Here is a 22,648-nt window from a genome sequence, read left to right as displayed (position 1 = left end):
TCACGCCACGGCGAGCGCGGCCAGCATCGCGCCGGAGGTCACCAGCAACAGCGGGATGCGGGCCATGTTGCGTCTGGTCCAGCGCACCGCCGCGGCCTCGTCGACGTCGGCGGGATCCTTCCGCTCGAACTCGACTCCCCTGGGCAGCAGGTCGAGCAACGTCCACAACCGCATCGCCGAATGACTGAGCAGCGCCACCAGCAGCGCGGGGCCGACCCGGGGCGTGCCCCAGGTGACGATCAAGGTCAGCACCAGCAGCACCTCGAAGATCACCGGTGCGGGGACCCAGAACCGCACGCGTGAGATGCCGCCGTTGTGCGCCTGGATGATGCCGGGACGCTTCGGCCAGGCCGGGTCGACGACCAGCACCTCGTAGAGCGCACCGCCGAGCGTGACACAGATGGCCAGCGTCGCGGCCGCGATCAGGATGAGCGCCGGGGTCCCCACACCTGCCGATTATCCGGATGTCAGGATGTGGCATGGCCCACATTCAGCCATTCCGCATCGACGTCCCCGACTCGGCCCTGACCGACCTTCGAGATCGCCTGCACCGCACCCGCTGGCCGGAACCCGAGTGCGTCGACGACTGGAGCCAGGGCATCCCGCTGGCCTACACCCAACAGCTCACCGACTACTGGTTCAACGAATACGACTGGCGCGCAAGGGAAGCCGCACTCAATCGGTTCGACCAGTTCACCACCGAGATCGACGGGCTGGACATCCATTTCATCCACAGCCGGTCGCCGCGCGAGGATGCGTTCCCGCTGGTCATCACCCACGGCTGGCCCGGTTCGGTGGTCGAGTTCACGAAGGTGATAGAGCCGCTGAACGAGGCCGGGTTCCACGTCGTCTGCCCGTCGCTGCCCGGCTACGGGTTCTCCGGGAAACCCACCGCCACCGGCTGGGGTGTGGAACACATCGCCGCCGCATGGGATGAGTTGATGGTGCGGCTGGGCTACCAGCGCTACGGCGCGCAAGGCGGCGACTGGGGTGCGGCGGTCACGACGCAGATCGGCCGCAACGTCGGGCATTGCGTCGCGATCCACACCAACATGCCGTTCGGGCGTCCGCCGCGCGGGTTGTCGGACCCCAGCCCCGACGAGCAGGCCGCGCTGGAAAGGCTTGGCTACTACCAGAAGTGGGACTCCGGCTACTCCAAGCAGCAGTCGACGCGGCCGCAGACGCTGGGCTACGGGTTGGTCGACTCACCGGTCGCGCAGATGGCCTGGATCGTCGAGAAGTTCTGGTCGTGGATGGACTGCGACGGGCACCCGGAGAACGTGCTGAGCAGAGACGAGCTGCTCGACAACGTGATGCTGTACTGGATCACCGGCAGCGGTGCGTCGTCGGCGCGGCTGTACTGGGAGAGCTTCAACGCGTTCAGCGGCGGTGCGGCGGTCACGCTGCCGACCGGGGTGGCGTCGTTCCCGAAAGAGATCCTGCGCTCGCCGAGGCACTGGTGCGAGGACAACTACACCATCACCCGGTGGACGACGATGCCGCGCGGCGGACATTTCGCGGCGTTCGAGCAGCCCGAGCTGTTCGTCGACGACGTGAGCGCGTTCTTCGCCGAGTTCCGGTGAGCGGTCTCGCGAGAGTGCGCTCACGGTAGTGCCTACGCGGATTTCACGACCGTGAGGGCACTCTCGCGAACGGGCGGGGCGCAGAGAGCGGGGTGCTAGGCCAGGGACTGGACCCAGGAGCGGTGCAGCGCCGCGTAGTGGCCGCCCTCGCGCGAGATCAGCTCGTCGGGAGGGCCGTCCTCGATGATGCGGCCGTGCTCGAGCACCAGCACCCGGTCGGCGATCTGCACCGTCGAGAGCCGGTGGGCGATCACCACCGCGGTCCGGTCGGCCAGCACGGTCTCCAGCGCCCGCTGCACCAGGCGCTCACTGGGAATGTCCAGTGACGAGGTCGCCTCGTCGAGGATCAGCACCGCCGGATCGGCGAGGAACGCCCGCGCGAACGCGACGAGCTGCCGCTGACCCGCCGACAGCCGTCCGCCGCGCTTGGCGACGTCGGTGTCGTAACCGTCGGGCAGTGCTTCGATGAACGTGTGCGCACCCACCGCCTCGGCAGCCCCGCGCACCTGCGCATCGGTGGCGTCGGGGCGGCCGAACCTGATGTTGTCGGCGATGGTGCCGCCGAACATGAAGTTCTCCTGCGTGACCATCACGACGTGACGGCGCAGTTCGGCCTGCGCGATGTCCTTCAGGTCGGTGCCGTCGAGGGTCACCGAACCCGAGCCCGGGTCGTAGAACCGGGTGATCAGCTTCGCGATCGTGGTCTTGCCCGCACCGGTGGTGCCGACCAGCGCGACCGTCTGGCCCGCGGGGATCACCAGATCGAGCCCGGGCAGCACCGGCCTGCCGGGCACGTACTCGAATTCCACGTCGCGCAGCGCGATCTCGCCACGCACGTCGGTGATGTCGGCCGGTTCGGCCGGATCACCGATGCCGGGTTTCTCGGCGAGCACGCCCGCGAGCTTCTCCAGCGCCGAGGACGCGGACTGGAAGGTGTTGAAGAACTGGGAGATCTCCTGCATGGGTTCGAAGAACATCCGCAGATACAGCAGGAACGCCGCCAGGGTCCCGATCGTCATCTCCCCGTTGAGCACCCGCAATCCGCCGTAGAGCAACACGACTCCGGTGGTCAGGTTGCCGACCAGCTTCACCCCCGGCATGAACACCGCCAGCAGCTGGAAGGTGCGCTCGTTGATCACCCGGTAGCGGTCGGCGACGTCTTCGAAGATCTCCTGATTGCGGGGCTCGCGGCGGTAGGCCTGGACGGCCTTGATGCCCGTCATCGTCTCGACGAACTGGACGATCACCAACGCCGAGATCTCGCGGACCTCGCGGTAGGTTTTCGACGACTCCCGGTGAAACCACCAGATCAGCAGCACCAGAACCGGAAACGCGGCCAGGCACATCAAGCCCAGCTTCGCGTCGAGCACCACCAACAGCACCGCGGTGCCCACCATCGTCAGCACCGCGGTGATCAGGCTGTCGAAGCCCGTCTCCAGCATGTCCTGGATCGCTTCGACGTCGTTGGTGGACCGGCTGACCACCCGGCCGGACGTGTAGCGGTCGTGAAAGGCGAGGTCCAGCCGGCCGAAATGCCGGAACACCCGCCGCCGCAGTTCGAGCAGAACCTTCTGCCCGATCCGGCCGGACCGGCGCAGGAAGTACATCCGGCCGCAGGCCTGCACCACGACGACCCCGCACAGCGCTGCGACGATCGTCAGCAGCGTGGCCGCCGACCCGCCCTCCAGCAGCGGTGGGATGCCGTCGTCGATTCCCTTCTGCACCAGGATCGGAACCGACAGCCGGGCCAGGTTCTCCACCACGACGACGACGGCGAGCACCACCAGCACCCAGCGGTACGGCCGCAGCAGCGAGCCGAGCAGCGCACGGGCCTCCCGCCGCCTCGGCACGCTCTCGTCGATCGGCAGGTCCGCGCTCTCGTCGAACTTGCCGCGCCAGTCGGTACCTCCACTCATGACCGGCGCTCCAGCATCTCTCGCTCCCGCACGTCGCCCTCGAGCACCTCGCGATCCAGCCGGGCCCGTTCTTCGTCGCTCTCCCAATCACATTCGCGCTCGCTGCCGTCGTCGAGCTCGTCGTCGGCGGCCAGCAGGTACCGGTATTCGGGGACCTCGGCGAGCAGCTGCGCGTGGGTGCCGACGTGGGTGACGGTGCCGTTCTGCAGCAGCGCGACCCGGTCGGCCAGCAGCACCGTCGACGCGCGGTGGGCGACGACGATCCCGGTGACCTCGTGCAGAATGCGCCGCAGCGCCTCCTCGACGACCGCCTCGGTGTGCACATCGAGCGCCGAGAGCGTGTCGTCGAGCACCAGGATCCTGGGCTGGGCCAGGATCGCCCGGGCCAGCGAAAGCCGTTGGCGCTGACCGCCGGACAGGCTCATCCCCTGCTCACCGATCCGGGTGTCCAACCCGAACGGCAGGTCGTAGACGAACTGTGCGGCGGCGATCTCGACGGCCTGGCGCACCTCGTCGTCCGTCGCGTCCGGGCGGCCGAGTTTCAGGTTCTCCTCGACCGACATCGAGAACAGCGTGGGGTCCTCGAACGCGGTGGCCACCGCCCGGCGCAGCGCCGACAACGACAGTTCACGAATGTCCCGGCCGTCGATGCGGATCTCACCCTCGGTGACGTCGTAGAGCCGTGACAACAACCCGACCAGAACGGACTTGCCCGAACCGGTCGCACCGACCAACGCCAGCGTCTCCCCCGGTTCCACGGTGACGGTGAGGTGACGCAGAGCCCAGTCCCCGGCGTCGGGGAACTTGAACCCGACGTCGACGAGCTCCAGCCGCCCGCCCTCGGGGGTCCGGTCGCGCGGGCCGTCGGTGATCTCCCGTGGCGCGTCGAAGATCTCGGCGATCCGGTTGGCCGCGGTGAACGACTCCTGGGTCATCGACAGCAGGAAACCCAGCGACGCGATCGGCCACACCAGCGACAGCATCATCGTGATGAACGCGACCAGCGTGCCCATGGTGACCTGACCGTGTCCGGCGGCGTACGCGCCGAATCCGAGCACCACGATCAGCGTCAGGTTCGGGATCACCTCCAGCAGCGTCCAGAACTTCGCCGACACCGACACGCGGGCGACCTGGGTGTCGTACAGGTCGGTCAGCTGCTCGTCGAACCGCTCGTAGACGTAGTCCTCCCGGCCGAACGACTTCACCACGCGCAGCCCGAGCGCGGACTCCTCGACGTGCGTGGCGACGTGGCCGGCCTGATCCTGCGCCAGCCGCGACAGCCGGGTATACTCCTGCTGGAAGTGCAGCACCGTCAGCGTGATCGGCACGATCGAGATCAGCACGACCACCCCGAGCGGCCAGTACATCGCCAGCAGGATCGCGGTGACCACGGTGATCTGCAGGACGTTGAGCATCAAGAAGATCAGGCCGAACGACATGAAGCGCCGAATCGTGCTCAGGTCGTTCATGATCCGCGACAACAGCTGCCCGGACTGCCACCGGCCGTGGAAGGACATCGGCAGGATCTGCAGCCGCGCGTAGAGCTGGTTGCGGATGTCGGCCTCGACACCCATCGTCGCGCGGGCGGCCAGCCAGCGCCGGATGAACCACAGCACGGCCTCGGTGATCCCGATCCCGACCGCCGCGGCGCCGAGCAGCCACAGACCCTGCTCGTCCTGGTGGCGCACCGGACCGTCGATCACCGCCTTGGTCATCAACGGGATCGAGATCGTGGCGGCCAGGCTCGCGAGCGCGATCACGATCATCGCGATCCAGCGGCCGCGGTAGGGCAACAGGTACGGCAGCATTCGCCACAGATCCGAGCTGGGCTTCACCTCGGCCGGCGGCGGCCCGATCGCGGGCGTCGCGTGCAAGGTGTCGGTTCGGGAGTCAGCCACTTAGAACATCTTCCCATTGCCCGCAAGCGGTTAACTCGCCTGCCGACAACGCGCTCCTGGCGCAGAAACTCGGATGCGGGCCGGTGCGCCGGGCGGTGCGGCCGAACTGGGTGCGGTACAGATCGGCATAGCGGCCGCCGCGCGCGAGCAGGTCGTCGTGACTGCCGCGCTCGACGATGCGGCCGTCCTCGACCACCAGGATCACGTCGGCGGCCCGCACGGTCGAGAGCCGGTGGGCGATCACCAGCGATGTCCGCCCGGCCAGCGCCTCGGCGAGGGCCTGCTGCACCGCGGCCTCGGACTCGGAGTCCAGCGATGCGGTCGCCTCGTCGAGGATGACCACCTGCGGGGCGGCCAACAGCACCCGCGCGATGGTGAGCCGCTGCCGCTGCCCACCGGAGAGGCGGTAGCCGCGCTCACCGACCACAGTGTCCAGCCCGTCGGGCATCGCGGCGACGACGTCGTCCAGCCGGGCCCGGCGCAGCGCCTCCCAGATTTCGTCATCGGTCGCATCCGGGGCCGCCAGCAGCAGGTTCGACCGGATCGACTCGTGGAACAGGTGGCCGTCCTGGGTGACCATTCCGACGGTCGCCTTCAACGACGCGAACGTCAGGTCGCGGACGTCTGTGCCGTTGAGCCGGATGGCACCGGACTGAACGTCATACAGGCGCGCCAGCAGCGCCGCGATCGTCGACTTCCCCGCGCCCGACGGCCCGACCAGCGCGACCACCTGTCCGGGCTCGGCGGTGAACGAGATGCCGTGCAGCACCTCCTCGCCGCCGCGGTCGTCGAGTTCGGCGACCTCTTCCAGCGAGGCGAGCGACACCCGGTCGGCGGCGGGATAGGAGAAGTGCACGTCATCGAATTCGACGGCGACGCCATCCCCGTCCGGGCCGCGCGGCACCTCGACGGCGCCGGGCCGTTCCCGGATCAGCGGCACGAGGTCGAGGACCTCGAAGACCCGCTCGAAGCTGACGAGCGCCGTCGCGATCTCGACCCGCGCGTTGGCCAGCGCCGTCAACGGCGCGTACAACCGGGTCAGCAGCAGCGCCAGCGACACGATCGCGCCGGCCTGCAGGTGCCCGCCGATCGCCAGCGCGCCGCCCAGCCCGTACACCAGCGCCAGCGCCAGTGCGGACATCAGCGTCAGCGAGTTCATGAAGGTCGACTGCAGCATTGCGGTGCGCACCCCGATGTCGCGCACCCGCCCGGCGCGCAGCCCGAACTCGCGGGACTCCGCGGCGGGGTCACCGAACAGCTTCACCAGCGTCGCCCCGGGCGCCGAGAAGCGCTCCGTCATCTGGGTGTTCATCGTGGCGTTGTGCGCGGCGGCCTCCCGGGACAGCCGGGCCATCGCCGACCCGATTCGCCGCGCCGGGATCAGGAACAGGGGAAGCACGGCGAGCGACGCGACGGTGATCTGCCACGAGATGCTCAGCATCACCGCCAGCGTCAACGTCAGCGTGACGATGTTCGACACGACGCCGGACAGCGTGTCGGAGAACGCGCGTTGCGCACCCATCACGTCGTTGCCGAGCCGGCTGACCAGCGCACCGGTGCGGGTGCGGGTGAAGAACGCGACCGGCATCCGCTGCACATGGTCGAAGACCGCGGTGCGCAGATCCAGGATCAGACCCTCACCGATCGTCGCCGACAGCCACCGCGTCAGCAGCGCCACCGCGGCCTCGGCCAGGGCGACCGCGGCGATGACCGCGGCGAGCAGCACGACGACGCTTGCGCTGCCCGCGCCGGTGATCTCGTCGACGACGCGGCCCGCCAGCAGCGGGGTCGCCACCGTGAGCACCGCACCCGCCACACTGACCGCGAGGAACACCCTCAGCCGGCGGTGATGGCGTGCCGCGAACCGCCAGATACGGCGCAGCAGCCGACGATCGGTCAGCGCGTGCAGGTCACCGGAGCGCGCATGGGTCTGCCGGTAGAGGCTCTGCCGGGCAACCGTTTCCAAGCTCATGTAATCACCGTAGAACCTCAACAAACATTGAGGTCAACGGCTTCCCAGCTGGTCAGGTGATCGTGCGCGGCGCTTTCTGCAGTTCCCGTTCGGCGTCCTCCAACGCCTCTCGCGCACCGCGCAGGCGGGCGAGCAGATCGCGGGTCTCGTGCTCTTCACGATCCCTGATCCGCGCCTCCTCCATCGCGTTGAGGACGATCCCGATGAACAGGTTGAAGATCAGTGTTGAGCAAACGTCGAGGGCCGAATGGCGCATTCGCCAATCAGTTCCCCGCAATCCGCGGGCACCGCCTCCCACGAGGGCGTCGATTCATCGGGCAAGATTGCGTCCATGGACAGTGGTTCGGGCTCACCCCGGGTTCTCGTGGTCGACGACGATCCCGACGTCCTCGCCTCGCTCGAGCGCGGCCTGCGACTGTCCGGCTTCGACGTCTTCACCGCCGTCGACGGTGCGGAGGCGCTGCGCAGCGCCACCGAAACCCGGCCGGACGCGATCGTCCTCGACATCAACATGCCGGTCCTCGACGGGGTGTCGGTGGTGACCGCGCTGCGGGCGATGGACAACGACGTACCGGTCTGCGTGCTCTCGGCGCGGTCCTCGGTCGACGACCGGGTCGCCGGGCTGGAGGCAGGCGCCGACGACTACCTGGTCAAACCGTTCGTGCTGGCCGAGCTGGTCGCGCGGGTCAAGGCGCTGCTGCGGCGGCGCGGGTCGACCGCGACGTTCTCGTCGGAGACCATCACCGTCGGACCGCTGGAGGTCGACATCCCGGGCCGGCGCGCCCGCGTCGACGGCGTCGACGTCGACCTGACCAAGCGCGAGTTCGACCTGCTCGCCGTGCTGGCCGAACACAAGACCGCGGTGCTCTCACGCGCACAGCTGCTCGAGCTGGTGTGGGGTTACGACTTCGCCGCCGACACCAACGTCGTCGACGTGTTCATCGGGTATCTGCGGCGCAAGCTGGAGGCCAACGGTGCGCCGCGGCTGCTGCACACGGTCCGCGGCGTGGGATTCGTCCTGCGGCAGCAGTAGGCAGCCGCGTGGTCGCGCTGTCGCGGTTCTTCCGGCGCACCCCGTCGCTGCGGCAGCGGGTCGCGTTCACCAGCGCGATCGCCGGCGCGATCGTCGTCGTCATCGCCGGGGCGGTGGTGTGGTTCGGCATCACCGACGCGTGGAACGAACGGCTGGACCGTCGCCTCGACGAGGCCGCCGGCTTCGTCGTCCCGTTCCTGCCGCGCGGCCTCGACCAGATCCCGCCGTCACCCAACGACCAGGACGTCGTGATCACCGTGCGCCGCGACGGCCAGACGGCGTCCAATTCGGAAGTGGTCCTGCCCGAACTCGAGCCCGGCTACGCCGACACCTATGTCGACGGGGTGCGGTACCGGGTACGCACGGTGGCGCTGGCGGGACCGCAACCGATGTCGCTGGCCGTCGGCGCCACCTACGACGCGACCATCGCCGACATCAACAACCTGCATCGTCGGGTGCTGATCATCTGCACACTCGCGATCGGCGCCGCGGCTGTCAGCGGATGGGTGCTGGCCGCGTTCGCTGTGCGTCCGTTCAAGCAGCTGGCCCGGCAGACCAGCGCGATCGACGCGGGCGACGAGGATCCCGACATCGACGTCCGCGGGGCCACCGAGGCCGTCGAGATCGCCGAGGCGATCAAGGGACTGGTGCAGCGTGTGTGGCGGGAGCAGGACCGCACCAAGGCGGCGCTGACGTCGGCGCGCGACTTCGCGTCGGTGTCGGCACACGAGCTGCGCACCCCGCTGACCGCGATGCGCACCAACCTCGAGGTGCTCGCGACGCTGGAACTCACCGAGGACGGCCGCCAGGAAGTGCTCGGCGACGTGATCCGCACCCAGTCGCGGATCGAGGCGACCCTCGGCGCGCTGGAGCGGCTGGCCCAGGGTGAGTTGTCCACCGAGGACGACCATGTCCCTGTCGACATCACCGAGCTGCTCGACCGCGCCGCGCACGACGCGATGCGCGTCTACCCCGATCTCGAGGTGTCACTGGTGCCCGCGCCGACGGTCATCATCGTCGGGCTGCCGACCGGGTTGCGGTTGGCGGTGGACAACGCGATCGCCAACGCGGTCAAACACGGTGGCGCCACCCGGGTGCAGCTGTCGGCGGTCAGCTCCAGGGACGGCGTCGAGATCGCGATCGACGACGACGGGATCGGTGTGCCCGAAGAGGAACGCCGCGTGGTGTTCGAAAGATTCTCGCGCGGGTCGACGGCATCGCACTCCGGGTCCGGCCTCGGCCTGGCGCTGGTCGCCCAGCAGGCCGAATTGCACGGCGGCACCGCCTCGTTGCAGGCCAGCCCGCTCGGCGGCGCGCGGCTGCTGCTGTGCCTGCCGCCGCCGAGCTAGCTGCCCCCGAAACTGCGTCCCGGCAGAACTATTGCGAGTGAGGCCCTGCCGGAATGCAATTTCGCGGGTCCGGTCAGCGGGTGCCGAGCAGGTCGATGACGAAGATCAGCGTCTTTCCGGACAGCCGGTGCCCGCCGCCCGCGGGTCCGTAGGCCTGCTCCGGCGGGATCGTCAGCTTCCGGCGGCCGCCGACCTTCATCCCGGGGATGCCGTCCTGCCATCCCTGGATGAGTCCGCGCAGCGGGAACTCGATGGATTCGCCCCGGTTCCACGAGCTGTCGAACTCCTCGCCGGTGTCGTATTCGACGCCGACATAGTGCACCTCGACGTTGGCACCCGGCACGGCTTCCGCACCGTCGCCGACGACGAGGTCTTCGATCACCAACTCGGTGGGTGCCGGGCCGTCGGGGAACTCGATCTCTGGTTTGGTAGCCATTCGCTCACCCTAGACCGCAGCCGGGTCCTGGAAAGCACTGCACACTGGGATGGTGGCCAGTGACCAAGACATCCTGAAATACGTCAACGAGCTCGTCGCCGAGGAGCGTGAACTGCGCGACCGGTTGCAGCACCGCGAGATCGACGCGAGCGAGGAACACGCCCGGCTCAAATCGGTCGAGACGCAACTCGACCAGTGCTGGGATCTGCTGCGTCAGCGCCGCGCGCTGCGCGACAGCGGCGGCGATCCCGACAGCGCGTCGGTGCGGCCTGAGGGCGAGGTCGAGGGCTACCTCAACTGAGGGCTACTGCGAACCGTCCGGCGGGCAGTTGACCGAGACCCAGGCCGTCGGCGGCGCCGACGTGTCGATGCGGGTGACGGTGCACTGCGACAGCGGGATGTTCGACGGTTCCCCGGCGACCCAGTTGACCTCGACGTCGTAGCCGGCCTGGGTCAGCTGCCTGATCGTCGCGCCCGGGGTCTCGTTTCCGGCCTGCGGCAGTGACGGCTGCGCGACCGCGATCGGTGCGACGGCGACTGCGGTGATCATGCCTGTGGCGGCCGCGGCGGCCGCCCATATGCGCGCCATGGCGCTCCTCTCCGAGCGAACGGTTCTTCTCACCCTCACATATCACTCGCCGGGCGAGCCGGATGTCCCGGCTTTCGCCGATTCGCGGTCGGTGGCCGGCTTGCCGGGCGTGCGCCCGGCATCGTCGTCACGGTCGGTCTCGGTGTCGCCGTCGCTGTCGCCGTCCTTCGTCACGGGCGCCGACTCCGCCACATCACGATCCTCGGCCGAATCGCGGTCCTCGGCGACGTCCTGCTCATCCGCGGCCGCGTCGTCGCTGTCGTCCGATTCGGCCGCAGGTCCCGGCTGCACGGGGACGCGTCCGGCCTCCCCGGAGGATGCCGCTGCCGCCCCGCCAGGCGCGGGCGCCTCCGCGCGGTCGATACCACGGTCGGGTTGGTCACCGCTATCGGATTCGTTCTGGCCGACCGGCTCACGGTCCGGTACCTCATCGAGAGCTGCCGGCCCTGACGCCAATCCTGCGGTCTGAGGGGTCGGCGGCACCGGAATCGGCGGAATCTGTTTGTTGACCAGTTTCAGTATCGCGTTGGCGGCCTGGATGATCTGGTTGAGTGACTTCGTGATCGCCGCTCTCTGCCCGGTGAGAAGCTGGAACGGGATCGTCACGAACAGCGACGGCACCGCCACCACCAGGTAACCCGCCGCGGTCATCGCGTTGAGGAAATCCGCCGGCGTCAGCGCCGCGGCCGAGGCCCGGTGGCCGCTGCGGGGGTCGACGAGTTCGACACCGGTCTCCTGCACCAGGACGTACGGCTCCAGCACGGGTCGCGATGAGCCGTCCACCGACGCCGCGGGCACGGGTTCGACGACCACCTTCGGCGCCGGTGTGCCGCCGAGATCCGAGATGCCCGAGCCGGGAAACGGTGCGACCGTGAACTGGTCCCGCGGCGCGACGAGCGAGGCCAACGCCGGTACGACGTGCTCGGTGACGGCCTCTGCCGCCCTCGGCGCCACCTCGAACGTCACCGCCGGGACCACCAGGCACACCGCCGACACCGCGGCCACCGACGAACGCCCCAACCTGTTGATCTTCATCCCAGTCCTCACGGGTGCGGTGGTGGTTCGACGGGCAGCGGCTTGTTCAATGAGTCCAGCCCCCGTTGGCCGAGCAGCCCACCCTCGAGACCGCCCGCCCGATAAGTGTCGTAGAGCCGCTTCAGGAATTCCATCCCATTTGCATCGGCGAGTTCCTGACCGGGCGGGATACCGAAGAGTTCGCCCTGCCCGGGCGCCGACGGCACGAGGTGCTGCGGCAGCAGATAGGTGTTGTTGAACGGGTTCAGGTTGATCGGTGCGACCGGCGCCTGGCCCGGCGGCGCGGGCGCGGCGTGCTGACCGAGCAGGAACTCGTTCGGGGTCTGCCCGGACAGGTCGGGCAGCGCGGGCAGTCCGCCCGCGATCTGGGCGGGCGCATCGCTCTGCGCCAGCGGGAACCGCGGATCGGCAGGCGGCGGTGCCGGCGCCGGTGCCGGCTGCGCACCCACGCAAGGGGCGAGCATCAGGCCGGCACCCAGCATCCCGACAGATACCGCCGCACGCCAACGCATCTCAGACCGCCTTCGTGACGCCGTAGTAGGCGACGATGTCGTCGGCCGCGTCGGTGGAGCTGGTCAGCACCGCGTACGACCGCAGGAACGACTGTCCGACGCAGCCGTCGACCTTGATGCGGACGTCCTTGACCGTGACCCGGGGGCGGGTGCCCTCGAACGACTTCTGGGTCAGCTGGACGGTGGTGACCTCACCCGGCTGCGGGAACACCTCGATCTGCGCGGTCACCGGGAAGTCGACCGAGCTGGTGAGCGGGTGCAGTCGCGCCGTGATCCCCGCGGAGCCGTTGAGCTTGACGACGTTGAGGGTGATGCCGCAACCGATCTGGTAGCCGACCTCCAGCGTTCCGCCGGTCGTCGGGATGCTGCCGTCACCGGACACGCTGCCCTCGAACGTCGCGGCCACCAGGTACTCGCGCGACGACAGCGCGGTGGTCAGCGGTGCGACCGCGATCTGGGTTTCGTCGCGAGCCGATACAGACAGTTCCCAACCGTCCGGTGTCACGACCGTGCCGGGCGGACCGGACGGCACCGCGCCGTCGGGCGGCGGGGCGAGTTCGGCCACCGGTTGCACCTCCGGGTCGGCGGGCTGCGCGGACGTGACCGGTATCGGCGCCCACAGCAGAGCCGCCGTCGCCAGCGCGCCCCACACCTGTGCCGTCCTCACGTCAGACCACCTTGACCTGGCCGGCGTACGTGACGATGTCCGAGGTGTCCGTGGTGTTCACGGTCAGCGTCGCGTACGACTGGATGAACGACTGCCCGACGCACCCGTCGGTCTTGATCCGGAACCCGGTGACCGTCACCCGGGCGTCGGAGCCTTTGAACTGTTTCTCCCCCACCGGAACCAACGTCACGGTTCCGGGCCGCAGGTTGATTTTGATCTGGTTGTTGAACGGGACGATCACCTCGCCCAGCACCGCGTCGATACCGAACCGCGGGGTCGCCCCGGTGGTGGCGAACACCTCCACCGGACCACCGACGATGCCGCACCCGATCCGGTAGCCGACGACCAGCGAACCCCCGCTGAGCTTCGTCGCACCCGTCCCGGTCACCGTTGCGGTGAACGTGCCGCCGACGACGTACTCACGCGACGTCAGCGCCGTGGTCAGCGGCGCCACTGCGACCTGGGTCTCGTCCTTGGCTCCGACCGTCAACTCCCAGCCGTCCGGGGTCGTCAGACGGCCCGACGGCGCGGAGGCGACGACGTCGGGTGACAGCGGAAGAGATTCGGAGGCCGGCGCCACGGGATCCGGCGGCGGCACCGGCTGGGCCACCGCCGGTGGGGTCACCCCCAGCACTGCGACCAGCACCGAGCAGGTCGCCGCAACGGCCCGAAAACGCATGCAGGAGTGCCTTCCCCCAGAATCGACATCGCTAGAATGATCGAGCCCCGGGGTTTCTCGACAGCAAACGCCCGGGGACTGTACGGAGTGACTTTAATGCACGCGGCGTTGCCGGTCAGGGCTTCGGCTCGCAAACGCGAGCGAAATGCCCGGCCCACACCGCATCTGGGGAGGTTCGCCATCACGTCGACGGTGCGAATCCTGGCCGCGAGCACGGTGGCGTGCGTCGTGGCGCTGACCTGGGTTCCCGTCGGGGTAGCCCAGCCCGCCCCGCCACCCCCGGCACCCGACGATGTCGCCGCCCTTCCGGCCGCCCCCGTCGACGCGATGCCGCCCGAGCCGGTCGACGCCGCGCCGGAGGCCGTCGCCGCGTGCCGGCAGTTCGCCCGGGCGCTCGACACCGCCGCGCTGAGCTACGGCGAGTTCGCCAACGTGCTCGCAATCGGAGAGAAGAACCCCGACTATCTCGACCCGATCGTCGCGCAGAACAACGCCTACGGGCGTGCCGGGTTGCGTGAGGCTGCGTCTCTGGCAGTGGAAGCGTCGCGGGTGCCCGGGCTGCAGCCCGATGTCGCCGCGCCGATGCGGACGTGGTCGATGGGCGCGGTGAAGCTGCTTCTGCTGATGGGTCTGCGCGTCGACGTCGACCGGTTCAACAACGCCGCAACCGAATTGAACAGCCACACCGAAGCAGCGCAGATGGCCTGCGCACGGGCGGGCACCAAGGCGTGAAGGGCTTCATGGAGACCTCGCACTGGGATGCCGTCATCGTCGGAGGCGGGCACAACGGCCTGGTCGCGGCCGGCTATCTGGCCCAGGCAGGCCGGCGCGTCCTGGTGCTCGAACGCCTCGCCCAGGTCGGAGGTGCGGCGGTGTCGGCGCATCCGTTCGACGGCGTCGACGCGCGGCTGTCCCGCTACTCGTATCTGGTCAGCCTGCTGCCGCCGCGCATCGTCGACGACCTCGGCGCGCAGGTCCGGCTGGCCCGCCGGCGGTATTCGTCCTACACGCCCGACCCCGCCACCGGCGGGCGCACCGGCCTGCTGGTCGGACCGTCCTCGACATTCGGCGCCGTGGGTGCCGCCGCCGACGAGGCCGGGTTCACCGAGTTCTACCGCCGCTGCGCGACCGTCACCGCACGGATGTGGCCGACGTTGACCGAGCCACTGCGCACACGATCGGAGTTGCGCACCGCGGTGGCGGCCGACGGCGGACCGGAGGCGCAGCGGGCCTGGCACGACGTGATCGATCAGCCCGTCGGCGAGGCCATCACCGCGGCGGTGTCCAGCGACCTGGTCCGCGGCGTGATGGCGACCGACGCGCTGATCGGCACGTTCGCCGGGCTCGACGACGACACGCTGATCCAGAACCGGTGCTTCCTGTACCACCTGATCGGCGGGGGCACCGGCGAATGGGACGTGCCGATCGGCGGTATGGGCGCGGTCACCGGCGCGCTCGCGGCGGCCGCGACGCGCTTCGGTGCGCAGATCCGCACCGGCGCAGACGTTTACGCGATCACCCCGGACGGCGAGGTGAGTTACCGCGACGGCGACGGCGACCATCGAGTCGCCGCCGAGCGGGTGCTGGCCAATGTCACCCCGGCCGTGCTGGCACGTCTGCTCGGCGAGGACGAACCCGACATCGCACCGGGGTCACAGATCAAGGTGAACCTGATGCTGCGGCGTCTGCCCCGGCTGCGCGATCAAAGTGTCACCGCGGAACAGGCTTTCGGCGGAACATTCCACATCAACGAGAACTACAGCCAGCTCGCGAACGCCTACCGGCAGGCGGTCGGCGGATCGGTGCCCGAGCCGCTGCCGTGCGAGATCTACTGCCACTCACTGGCCGACCCGTCCATCCTGTCGCCGACCCTGCGCGAGGGCGGGGCACACACCCTGACGGTGTTCGGCCTGCACACCCCGCACACGCTGACGGTGGGCACGCCGCCGGACCAGATTCGCCACATCCTGACCGCCGCGGTGCTGGACTCACTCAATTCTGTTCTGGCCGAACCTGTTCAAGACGTGATACTGACCGACGCCGCCGGCCGGCCGTGCATCGAAGCCAAGACGACGGCCGATCTGCAGGACACACTGGGAATGACCGGAGGCAACATTTTCCACGGCGCGCTGGACTGGCCCTTCGCCGAGGACGACGAACCGCTGCAGACGCCCGCCCAGCGCTGGGGCGTCGCCACCGCGCACGACCGGGTGTTGTTGTGCGGCTCAGGTTCTCGCCGTGGCGGTGCGGTGTCGGGGATCGGCGGGCACAACGCGGCGATGGCCGTGCTGGGCCGCTAGCCCTTCAACCGGTCGACGAGCCGCCGCAAGACGGCCAGCTCGTCGGGTGCCAGGTCGGCCACCCCGACCGGCGCCGGATCGTGGACCGCGTCGATCTCGCGGACCATCGCGCGGCCGGCGTCGGTCAGCGACACCGTCTTGCAGCGGCGGTTCGACGGATCGACCCGACGCACCACCAGCCCGCGATCTTCGAGATCGTTGACCGCGACGGTGGCCGCCGGCGCGTCGACCGTGGCCGCGGCCGCGATCTGCTTGACCGTCATCGGTGCGCGGCTCAGCCGCATCAGGATCCGCACCCTGCTGAACGGCAGTCCCGTACGTTCCACCACCGCCTTCTTCCAGCTGTCGCGGTGATCGTGGACGAATGCGGCCAGGTCCCGCCAGACCTCGTCGGCCAGGGATTCACCGGACATGGGCACCTCCGACCGGGGTTCCGGCGACCAGCGGGGCGAGCCGCTCGGCCGAACGCATCGCGCGCTGCGACGTCGAGAACAGCCCGAGCCCGAGGATCAACAGGCCCAGGCCGATGCACATGAACCACAACGGCCTTGCCGCGGTCGCGAAGTCGGTGGCGACGCCGGCCATCGCCGGACCGGCCACCGAACCGCACAGCGCCACCCCGATGCTGACACCGACCTGGCGGCTGGTCGACGTCACCGCCGACGCGGCACCCGCCCGGTCGAGCGGCATCCCACTCACGGCGGCGTTCGTGATCGGCGCGTTGACCATCGAGAACCCGATACCGAAGACGGCGAACACCACCAGCAGCCACCACACCGGCGTCGTCGCGGTCAGGAACGTCAGCATCACTGCCGCCGCGGTGATCATCAGGCCCGCGGTGACCAGGGAGGGGCGGGCACCGTAGCGCCCGACCAGGCGTCCCGACAGCGGCGAGAAGACCAGCGCGCCGATCGCGATCGGCAGGTAGATCAGCCCGGTGTGCATCGCGGAGAAACCCCGCTCACCCTGCAGGTACAGCGACATCATGAACAGGAACGCGCCCCATGCGGCGAACGCACTGATCGCGTTGACCGTCGCGGTGGTGAACGGGATGGACCGGAAGAACCGCAGGTCCAGGAACGGGTCGTGGCGCCGGGACTCGTAGCGCAGGAATGCCACCAGCGCGACCGCGGCCGCCGCGGCGATGCCGAGCACTCGCGGGTTCGTCCAGCCCAGCGCCGGGCCCTCGATCAGGGTGAAGACGATGCCGAACAGGAACAGCACGCCCAGCGTCTGTCCGATCGGGTCGACGTTGCGCATCGTCGCGGACTTCGATTCGGGAACGAACACCGCGGTCAGGATGATCGCGGCGGCGCAGATCGGCAGGTTGATCCAGAACACCGACCGCCAGCCGACGGTCTCGATGAGCAGACCGCCGACGATCGGGCCCGCCGCCATCGAGATGCCGGTGACGCCACCCCAGATGCCCAGCGCTCGTGCCCGCTCGACGGGCTTGCTGAAGATCTGCGAGATGATGGACAGCGCAACGGGATTGAGCATCGAGCCACCGATACCCTGCAGGAAGCGGGCGCCGATCAGCGTGTCGATGGTGGGCGCCAGGCTGCAGGCGAGCGAGCCGAGCGCGAAGATCGTGAGCCCGATCTGGAACACCCGCCGCCTGCCGAACCGGTCCCCCGTGGCCCCGGACAGCATCAGCAGCGACGCGAGCACCAACGTGTAGATGTCGACGACCCACTGCATCTGGGCCGACGACGCCGACAGGTCGGTGCGGATCGACGGGATCGCGACGTTGACGATGGTCGCGTCCATCGACACGATGAGCAGGCTCAGGCAGCAGGAGACCAGGATGACGGCCTTGCGCCTGGGTGTCATCGCACCGACAGTTGTATTCACACAACTATTGTGGAACTACAACTGAACGGCGGGCAAGTGACCGTGGTGTGACGTTCGCCCGGGCGCGAGCGGACGTCGGGTGCCACCGGTGGCGGCGTGCCTGCGTGCAGACACGGGCGCTCGCGGTGCCAGTGCCGGGTACGGGCTACGAGCGGGTGTCGATGCCGTTGTAGTCGCGTTCGGTGTAGCCGGTGTAGATCTGCCGCGGGCGGCCGATCTTGTTCGGCTCGCCGTGCATCTCACGCCAGTGCGCGATCCAGCCCGGCAGCCGGCCGAGCGCGAACAGCACCGTGAACATCCGGGTCGGGAAGCCCATCGCGCGGTAGATCACGCCGGTGTAGTAGTCGACGTTCGGGTAGAGCTTGCGCTCGACGAAGAAGTCGTCGGTCAGCGCGATCTCCTCCAGCTCCTTGGCGATGTCGAGCAGCGGATCCTGCACGCCGATCTTGCCGAGGATCTTGTCGGCCTGCTCCTTGACGATGCGGGCGCGCGGATCGTAGTTCTTGTACACGCGGTGACCGAAGCCCATCAGCTTCACGTTGTCCTCGCGGTTCTTGACCTTCTTGACGAAGGTCGCGACGTCGTCGTCGCCGTCCCGGATCTTCGACAGCATCTCCAGCACCGCCTGGTTGGCGCCGCCGTGCAGCGGACCCCACAGCGCATTGATGCCGCCGGAGATCGACGTGAACAGGTTGGCCTGGGAGGAACCCACCAACCGGACCGTCGACGTCGAGCAGTTCTGCTCGTGGTCGGCGTGCAGGATGAACAGCATGTCCAGCGCGCGCACGATCTCGGGGTCGACCTCGTAGGGCTCGGCCGGGAAGCCGAACGTCATCCGCAGAAAGTTCTCCACCAGCGTCAGCGAGTTGTCCGGGTACAGGAACGGCTGCCCCTCGGACTTCTTGTACGCATACGCCGCGATCGTCGGCAGCTTGGCCAGCAACCGGATCGTCGACAGCTCGACCTGGTGCGGGTTGAACGGGTCCAGCGAATCCTGGTAGTAGGCGCTCAGCGCGTTGACCGTGCTGGAGAGCACCGGCATCGGGTGCGCGTCGCGCGGGAAACCGTCGAAGAACCGCTTGAGATCCTCGTGCAGCAGGGTGTGCCGCTGGATCCGGGTGGTGAAGTCCTCCAGCTGCTCGGCCGTCGGAAGCTCGCCGTAGATCAGCAGGTAGCTGACCTCGATGAAGTTCGACTTCTCCGCCAGCTGCTCGATCGGGTAGCCGCGGTAGCGCAGGATGCCGGCGTCACCGTCGATGTAGGTGATGGCGCTCTTGGTCGACGCGGTGTTGACGAACCCGCCGTCGAACGTCGTATAGCCGCTCTTGGCCAGTAGCGAACCGAGCGCGATGCCGTCTGCGCCTTCGGTTGCTTTGACGATGTCGAGTTCGAGCTCGCCGCCGGGGTAGACCAGCTTGGCGTGCTCCTGCCCGGCTTCGGCGTTATCGGCCACTGGGATCCCTTCAGGTCTGTCGGGTATGTCGCTCAAGTCGCGGAGTCTGCACTACAGAAGGTAGTCCCATTCCGGGAGTCGTGCCCTGCGGGGGGCAGGTACGACGTCAGACGGGCTGTCCTATACCCACGATTTCGCCCGTGAACTCGCGGTAGGTGTCCTCGAACGCCGTGACGACGGCATCGATGTCGATCCCGGTCTCGGCCCTGGCCGCCAGATCAGCCGTCGCGGTGATCAGCACCGCACCCCAGACGGCGGCCATCAATTTGACCCGGCGGTCGTCGACGGTGGTGGACATCCGCTCGGCCATCGCCTTGTCGACATCGGTCGCCCGGTACTCGAGCACCACCTGCCGCAGAGTGGCCGAGGTCGTCACGATCCGCAGGATCTGCAACAGCCGATCCGAGGTCAGCTCGCCGTCGGCGGCCAACCCGGTGTTGCGGGCCATTGCGACGTACGCGCGCCGCAAAGCCTCGAAGTTCGGGATCTCGCGCGGCTGCCGGGCCAGTTCGACGGCCGCGACGTCGAGCACCTCGTCGATGAGCGCGAGCGCGATCGCGTCCTTGGTGGCGAAGTAGCGGCTGAAGGTCCGCGGCGATACGTCGGCGATGGCCGCGATCTGGTCGACAGTGGTCGCGTCGAAGCCCTGCCGGACGCAGAGCCCCACCGCCGCGTCGATCAGGGTGGCGCGGGTGCGACGCTTCTTGCGTTCCCGCAAGCCGAGGATCGGCTCCCCCCTGGACTCAGCCACGGTCGGATGCTAACCCGCACACAGCCGCCCCCGAGGGGTATTTGTCACCTCACGCCAATTGGCCTCGCCCGGCGTTGTTCGCCCGCCCGCACTCAGGGCTGCAGGCGTTCCACGCGGCCCCCGCGCACCCGGATCCGGTTGTGCACCCGGTTCTCCCGGCCCTGCCAGAACTCCACCACCTCGGGCGCGATCAGGTAGCCGCCCCAATGCGGGGGAACCGGGACCTCGTCGACACCGGCGAAGCGTTCGGTGACCTCGGCCAGCTGGCGCATCAACGCGTCGCGGGACTCGATCGGGCGGCTCTGCTGCGACGCCCACGCCCCCAGCTGCGATCCGCGCGGCCGCTTGCGCCAGTAGTCGGCCGTCTCCTCTGAGGTGACCTTGGTGACCGGGCCGCGCACATGCACCTGCCGACCCAGCGGGTACCACGGGAACGTCGCCGACGCGTACGGGTGTATCGCCAACTGCTGCCCTTTGTCGGAGTCGTAGTTGGTGTAGAACGAGATCCCCGACTCGTCGACGCTCTTGCACAGCACCGTCCGGGTGACCGGCCTACCCTCGGCGTCGACGGTGCCGACGACCATCGCGTTGGGTTCGGCGACCCCGGCCTCGCCGGCCTCGGTCATCCACTTCTCCAGTAGTGCGACCCAGCCGATTCCGAGCCAGTCGGCGTCCAGATCGCCGCTGCCGTCCTTCTCCGCCGACCCGTATTCGACGCGCATCCGCGCCAGGTGATCAGAAGTGCCCACGCGACAAACGCTACGCCCGCGGAGCTGGCAGGTCGGCCCGCCGACGCGGGTGCGACAATCTGCGCATGACGACTGCGGTGCCGAAGGACTTCAACCCGGGTTTGGCGGGCGTTGTGGCGTTCGAGACCGAGATCGCCGAACCGGACAAGGACGGCGGCGCGCTGCGCTACCGCGGCGTCGACATCGAGGACCTGGTTGCGCACCGGGTCACGTTCGGCGACGTGTGGGCGCTGCTGGTCGACGGGAAGTTCGGCCGGAGCTTGCCGCCCGCCGAGCCGTTCCCGCTGCCGATCCACAGCGGCGACGTCCGGGTCGACGTGCAGGCCGGCCTGGCGATGCTGGCCCCGATCTGGGGTTATCCGCCGCTGCTGGACATCGACGACGAGACCGCGCGCGATCAGCTGGCCCGCGCATCGGTGATGGCGTTGTCCTACGTCGCGCAGTCGGCCCGCGGTATCTACCAGCCTGCGGTGCCGCAGCGCCGCGTCGACGAATGCGACACCGTCACAGCCCGTTTCATGACCCGCTGGCAGGGTGAGCCCGATCCGCGACATGTCGAGGCGATCGACGCGTACTGGGTCAGCGCCGCCGAGCACGGCATGAACGCCTCCACCTTCACCGCCCGGGTGATCGCGTCGACCGGCGCCGACGTCGCCGCGGCGCTGTCCGGGGCGATCGGCGCCATGAGCGGCCCGCTGCACGGCGGCGCCCCGGCGCGGGTGATCCCGATGATCGAGGAGGCCGAGCGCACCGGCGACGCCCGCGCGGTGGTCAAGGGCATCTTGGACCGCAACGAGAAGCTGATGGGCTTCGGGCACCGCGTCTACCGCGCCGAGGATCCGCGGGCGCGGGTGCTGCGCGCGACGGCGCAGCGTCTCCAGGCACCGCGCTACGAGGTGGCCGCGGCGCTGGAGCAGGCCGCGCTCGCCGAGCTGCGGGAGCGCAGGCCCGACCGGGCGATCGAGACCAACGTCGAGTTCTGGGCGGCGGTGATCCTGGACTTCGCGCAGGTCCCGCCGAAGATGATGCCCGCGATGTTCACCTGTGGCCGCACCGCGGGATGGTGCGCGCACATCCTCGAGCAGAAGCGGCTGGGCAAGCTGGTCCGGCCGTCGGCGATCTACGTCGGCCCCGAGCCCCGCAGCCCCGAATCGGTCGAGGGCTGGGACACACTCGCCGGGCAATGACGGTGACGCCGGCGCGTGACGTGTTCGCTTCGGCGGCACACGGTTTCGCGGCATTGGTGCGCCAGATCCCGGCTGCCCGCTGGGACGATCCCGGCCTCGGTGAATGGAGCGTGCGCGACCTCGTCGGCCACACCTCCCGTTCCCTGGTCACGGTGAGCACTTACCTGCGGGCCCCGGCACCGCGCGAGGATGTCGCCGACGCCGTCGGCTACTACGTCTGGGTGCAGGACTACATGGCCGGCGCCGATGCCGCGGCCATCGTCGAACGGGGCAGGCAGGCGGCGCGCGACCTGGGGGCCGATCCTGTCGGGAAGATCGACGCGCTGGTGGCAACGGTGCTGGGCGAGCTCGACGCCGTCGACGACGACCCGCTGATCGAGGTGATCGGCGGGCAGGGCATCCGGTTGAGCAGCTACCTGCCGACGCGCACCTTCGAGCTGGCGGTGCACGGTCTGGACATCGCCAGGGCGGTGGGGCTCGACGTGACCCCACCCGTCGAGGTACTCGCCGACGCCGCGGCGCTGGCCGCGCGGATCGGCGTCGCGCTCGGCACCGGGCCGACGCTGCTGCTCGCGTTGACCGGCCGCACCGGGCTGCCCGCCGGGTTCTCCGTGGTCTGAGGGTGGTGGTGTGGGCCGCGATGAGTTTTGCCGCGGCCGCTGGTCTGCACTGGCGTCCCACCCCT

The 22,648-nt window shown here is 69.2% G+C and carries 24 protein-coding genes; 8 read left to right on the top strand and 16 right to left on the bottom strand.

Going from position 1 to position 22,648, the window contains the following annotated elements:
• On the bottom strand, positions 1-447 hold the full coding sequence (locus NTM_RS11875; protein ID WP_163766387.1) for a hypothetical protein: 447 nt from the start codon (positions 445-447) through the stop codon (positions 1-3).
• 32 nt (positions 448-479) lie between these two features.
• Here NTM_RS11875 and NTM_RS11870 point away from each other — a divergent pair, with 32 nt between their 5' ends.
• Positions 480-1,583, top strand: coding sequence for an epoxide hydrolase family protein (locus NTM_RS11870; RefSeq protein ID WP_163766386.1), 1,104 nt, complete (start codon positions 480-482; stop codon positions 1,581-1,583).
• A 95-nt stretch (positions 1,584-1,678) separates the two neighbouring features.
• Here NTM_RS11870 and NTM_RS11865 read toward each other — a convergent pair whose 3' ends face one another.
• The 4 genes from NTM_RS11865 to NTM_RS11850 are packed head-to-tail and all read right to left on the bottom strand — an operon-like array spanning position 1,679 to position 7,625.
• Entirely contained in the window at positions 1,679-3,499 is a 1,821-nt protein-coding gene (locus tag NTM_RS11865) for an ABC transporter ATP-binding protein (protein ID WP_163766385.1), read from the bottom strand.
• A complete protein-coding gene (locus NTM_RS11860) occupies positions 3,496-5,397 on the bottom strand; it encodes an ABC transporter ATP-binding protein (protein WP_104862278.1) in 1,902 nt (633 codons plus the stop codon). Before NTM_RS11860 ends, NTM_RS11865 begins: the two co-directional genes overlap by 4 nt.
• Positions 5,390-7,369 (bottom strand): ABC transporter ATP-binding protein, encoded by a 1,980-nt coding sequence (locus NTM_RS11855; protein ID WP_163766384.1) that lies wholly within the window; start codon positions 7,367-7,369, stop codon positions 5,390-5,392. Before NTM_RS11855 ends, NTM_RS11860 begins: the two co-directional genes overlap by 8 nt.
• Positions 7,370-7,421: 52 nt before the next feature.
• A complete protein-coding gene (locus tag NTM_RS11850; RefSeq protein WP_232079695.1) occupies positions 7,422-7,625 on the bottom strand; it encodes a hypothetical protein in 204 nt (67 codons plus the stop codon).
• Positions 7,626-7,700: 75 nt separating this feature from the next.
• On the opposite strand from NTM_RS11850, the gene prrA reads away from it, so the two are divergent.
• Together prrA and NTM_RS11840 are read left to right on the top strand one after the other, a co-directional pair.
• The gene (gene prrA, locus NTM_RS11845; RefSeq protein ID WP_083144573.1) at positions 7,701-8,402 is read left to right on the top strand and encodes a two-component system response regulator PrrA; all 702 of its coding nucleotides are present in this window, start codon (positions 7,701-7,703) and stop codon (positions 8,400-8,402) included.
• 8 nt (positions 8,403-8,410) lie between these two features.
• The gene (locus NTM_RS11840; protein WP_163766383.1) at positions 8,411-9,751 is read left to right on the top strand and encodes a HAMP domain-containing sensor histidine kinase; all 1,341 of its coding nucleotides are present in this window, start codon (positions 8,411-8,413) and stop codon (positions 9,749-9,751) included.
• A gap of 73 nt (positions 9,752-9,824) precedes the next feature.
• Here the strand turns inward: NTM_RS11840 and NTM_RS11835 are convergent, their stop codons facing one another.
• Positions 9,825-10,187 carry an FKBP-type peptidyl-prolyl cis-trans isomerase gene (locus tag NTM_RS11835; protein ID WP_083144571.1) on the bottom strand — a complete coding sequence of 121 codons (363 nt, stop codon included), beginning with the start codon at positions 10,185-10,187 and terminating at the stop codon, positions 9,825-9,827.
• 52 nt (positions 10,188-10,239) lie between these two features.
• Between NTM_RS11835 and NTM_RS11830 the strand changes: the two genes are divergently transcribed.
• A complete protein-coding gene (locus tag NTM_RS11830) occupies positions 10,240-10,488 on the top strand; it encodes a DUF2630 family protein (protein WP_104862806.1) in 249 nt (82 codons plus the stop codon).
• Positions 10,489-10,491: 3 nt separating this feature from the next.
• Here the strand turns inward: NTM_RS11830 and NTM_RS11825 are convergent, their stop codons facing one another.
• The 5 genes from NTM_RS11825 to NTM_RS11805 all read right to left on the bottom strand — a co-directional run bounded on the left by NTM_RS11825 (position 10,492) and on the right by NTM_RS11805 (position 13,669).
• Positions 10,492-10,776 carry a hypothetical protein gene (locus tag NTM_RS11825; protein WP_104862281.1) on the bottom strand — a complete coding sequence of 95 codons (285 nt, stop codon included), beginning with the start codon at positions 10,774-10,776 and terminating at the stop codon, positions 10,492-10,494.
• A gap of 42 nt (positions 10,777-10,818) precedes the next feature.
• The gene (locus NTM_RS11820) at positions 10,819-11,811 is read right to left on the bottom strand and encodes a hypothetical protein (RefSeq protein WP_163766382.1); all 993 of its coding nucleotides are present in this window, start codon (positions 11,809-11,811) and stop codon (positions 10,819-10,821) included.
• 8 nt (positions 11,812-11,819) lie between these two features.
• Positions 11,820-12,260 (bottom strand): hypothetical protein, encoded by a 441-nt coding sequence (locus NTM_RS11815; RefSeq protein WP_232079694.1) that lies wholly within the window; start codon positions 12,258-12,260, stop codon positions 11,820-11,822.
• A 64-nt stretch (positions 12,261-12,324) separates the two neighbouring features.
• Positions 12,325-12,990, bottom strand: a complete 666-nt coding sequence (locus NTM_RS11810) for an MspA family porin (protein WP_163766380.1) — start codon at positions 12,988-12,990, stop codon at positions 12,325-12,327.
• 1 nt (position 12,991) lies between these two features.
• Positions 12,992-13,669: an MspA family porin gene (locus tag NTM_RS11805; RefSeq protein WP_163766379.1), complete on the bottom strand. Its 678-nt coding sequence runs from the start codon at positions 13,667-13,669 to the stop codon at positions 12,992-12,994.
• Between the two features lie 96 nt (positions 13,670-13,765).
• Between NTM_RS11805 and NTM_RS28820 the strand changes: the two genes are divergently transcribed.
• Positions 13,766-14,401, top strand: coding sequence for an Rv2240c family protein (locus NTM_RS28820; RefSeq protein WP_232079693.1), 636 nt, complete (start codon positions 13,766-13,768; stop codon positions 14,399-14,401).
• 8 nt (positions 14,402-14,409) lie between these two features.
• Positions 14,410-15,969, top strand: a complete 1,560-nt coding sequence (locus tag NTM_RS11795; protein ID WP_163769457.1) for a phytoene desaturase family protein — start codon at positions 14,410-14,412, stop codon at positions 15,967-15,969.
• On the opposite strand, the gene NTM_RS11790 is transcribed toward NTM_RS11795, so the two are convergent.
• The 5 genes from NTM_RS11790 to pdxH all read right to left on the bottom strand — a co-directional run bounded on the left by NTM_RS11790 (position 15,966) and on the right by pdxH (position 20,776).
• Positions 15,966-16,382, bottom strand: coding sequence for a MarR family winged helix-turn-helix transcriptional regulator (locus tag NTM_RS11790; RefSeq protein ID WP_163766378.1), 417 nt, complete (start codon positions 16,380-16,382; stop codon positions 15,966-15,968). The two genes, NTM_RS11795 and NTM_RS11790, sit on opposite strands and share 4 nt — an antisense overlap.
• Entirely contained in the window at positions 16,372-17,802 is a 1,431-nt protein-coding gene (locus NTM_RS11785; RefSeq protein ID WP_163766377.1) for an MFS transporter, read from the bottom strand. The genes NTM_RS11790 and NTM_RS11785 overlap by 11 nt, the downstream gene beginning before the upstream one ends.
• 166 nt (positions 17,803-17,968) lie before the next feature.
• Positions 17,969-19,276, bottom strand: coding sequence for a citrate synthase (locus NTM_RS11780; protein ID WP_104862288.1), 1,308 nt, complete (start codon positions 19,274-19,276; stop codon positions 17,969-17,971).
• Positions 19,277-19,382: 106 nt separating this feature from the next.
• Positions 19,383-20,027, bottom strand: coding sequence for a TetR family transcriptional regulator (locus NTM_RS11775; RefSeq protein ID WP_163766376.1), 645 nt, complete (start codon positions 20,025-20,027; stop codon positions 19,383-19,385).
• A 92-nt stretch (positions 20,028-20,119) separates the two neighbouring features.
• The gene (gene pdxH, locus NTM_RS11770; protein ID WP_272955228.1) at positions 20,120-20,776 is read right to left on the bottom strand and encodes a pyridoxamine 5'-phosphate oxidase; all 657 of its coding nucleotides are present in this window, start codon (positions 20,774-20,776) and stop codon (positions 20,120-20,122) included.
• Between the two features lie 65 nt (positions 20,777-20,841).
• Here pdxH and NTM_RS11765 point away from each other — a divergent pair, with 65 nt between their 5' ends.
• Both NTM_RS11765 and NTM_RS11760 read left to right on the top strand, forming a co-directional pair.
• Positions 20,842-21,963 (top strand): citrate synthase 2, encoded by a 1,122-nt coding sequence (locus tag NTM_RS11765; protein WP_104862291.1) that lies wholly within the window; start codon positions 20,842-20,844, stop codon positions 21,961-21,963.
• Entirely contained in the window at positions 21,960-22,583 is a 624-nt protein-coding gene (locus NTM_RS11760) for a maleylpyruvate isomerase family mycothiol-dependent enzyme (protein WP_104862292.1), read from the top strand. Before NTM_RS11765 ends, NTM_RS11760 begins: the two co-directional genes overlap by 4 nt.
• The last annotated feature ends 65 nt before the right edge of the window (positions 22,584-22,648 follow it).

This window comes from Mycolicibacterium parafortuitum (assembly GCF_010725485.1).
GTDB lineage: Bacteria > Actinomycetota > Actinomycetes > Mycobacteriales > Mycobacteriaceae > Mycobacterium.
The sequence above is the reverse complement of the archived record's forward strand: the minus strand, read 5'-3'. Positions and strand labels throughout refer to the sequence as shown.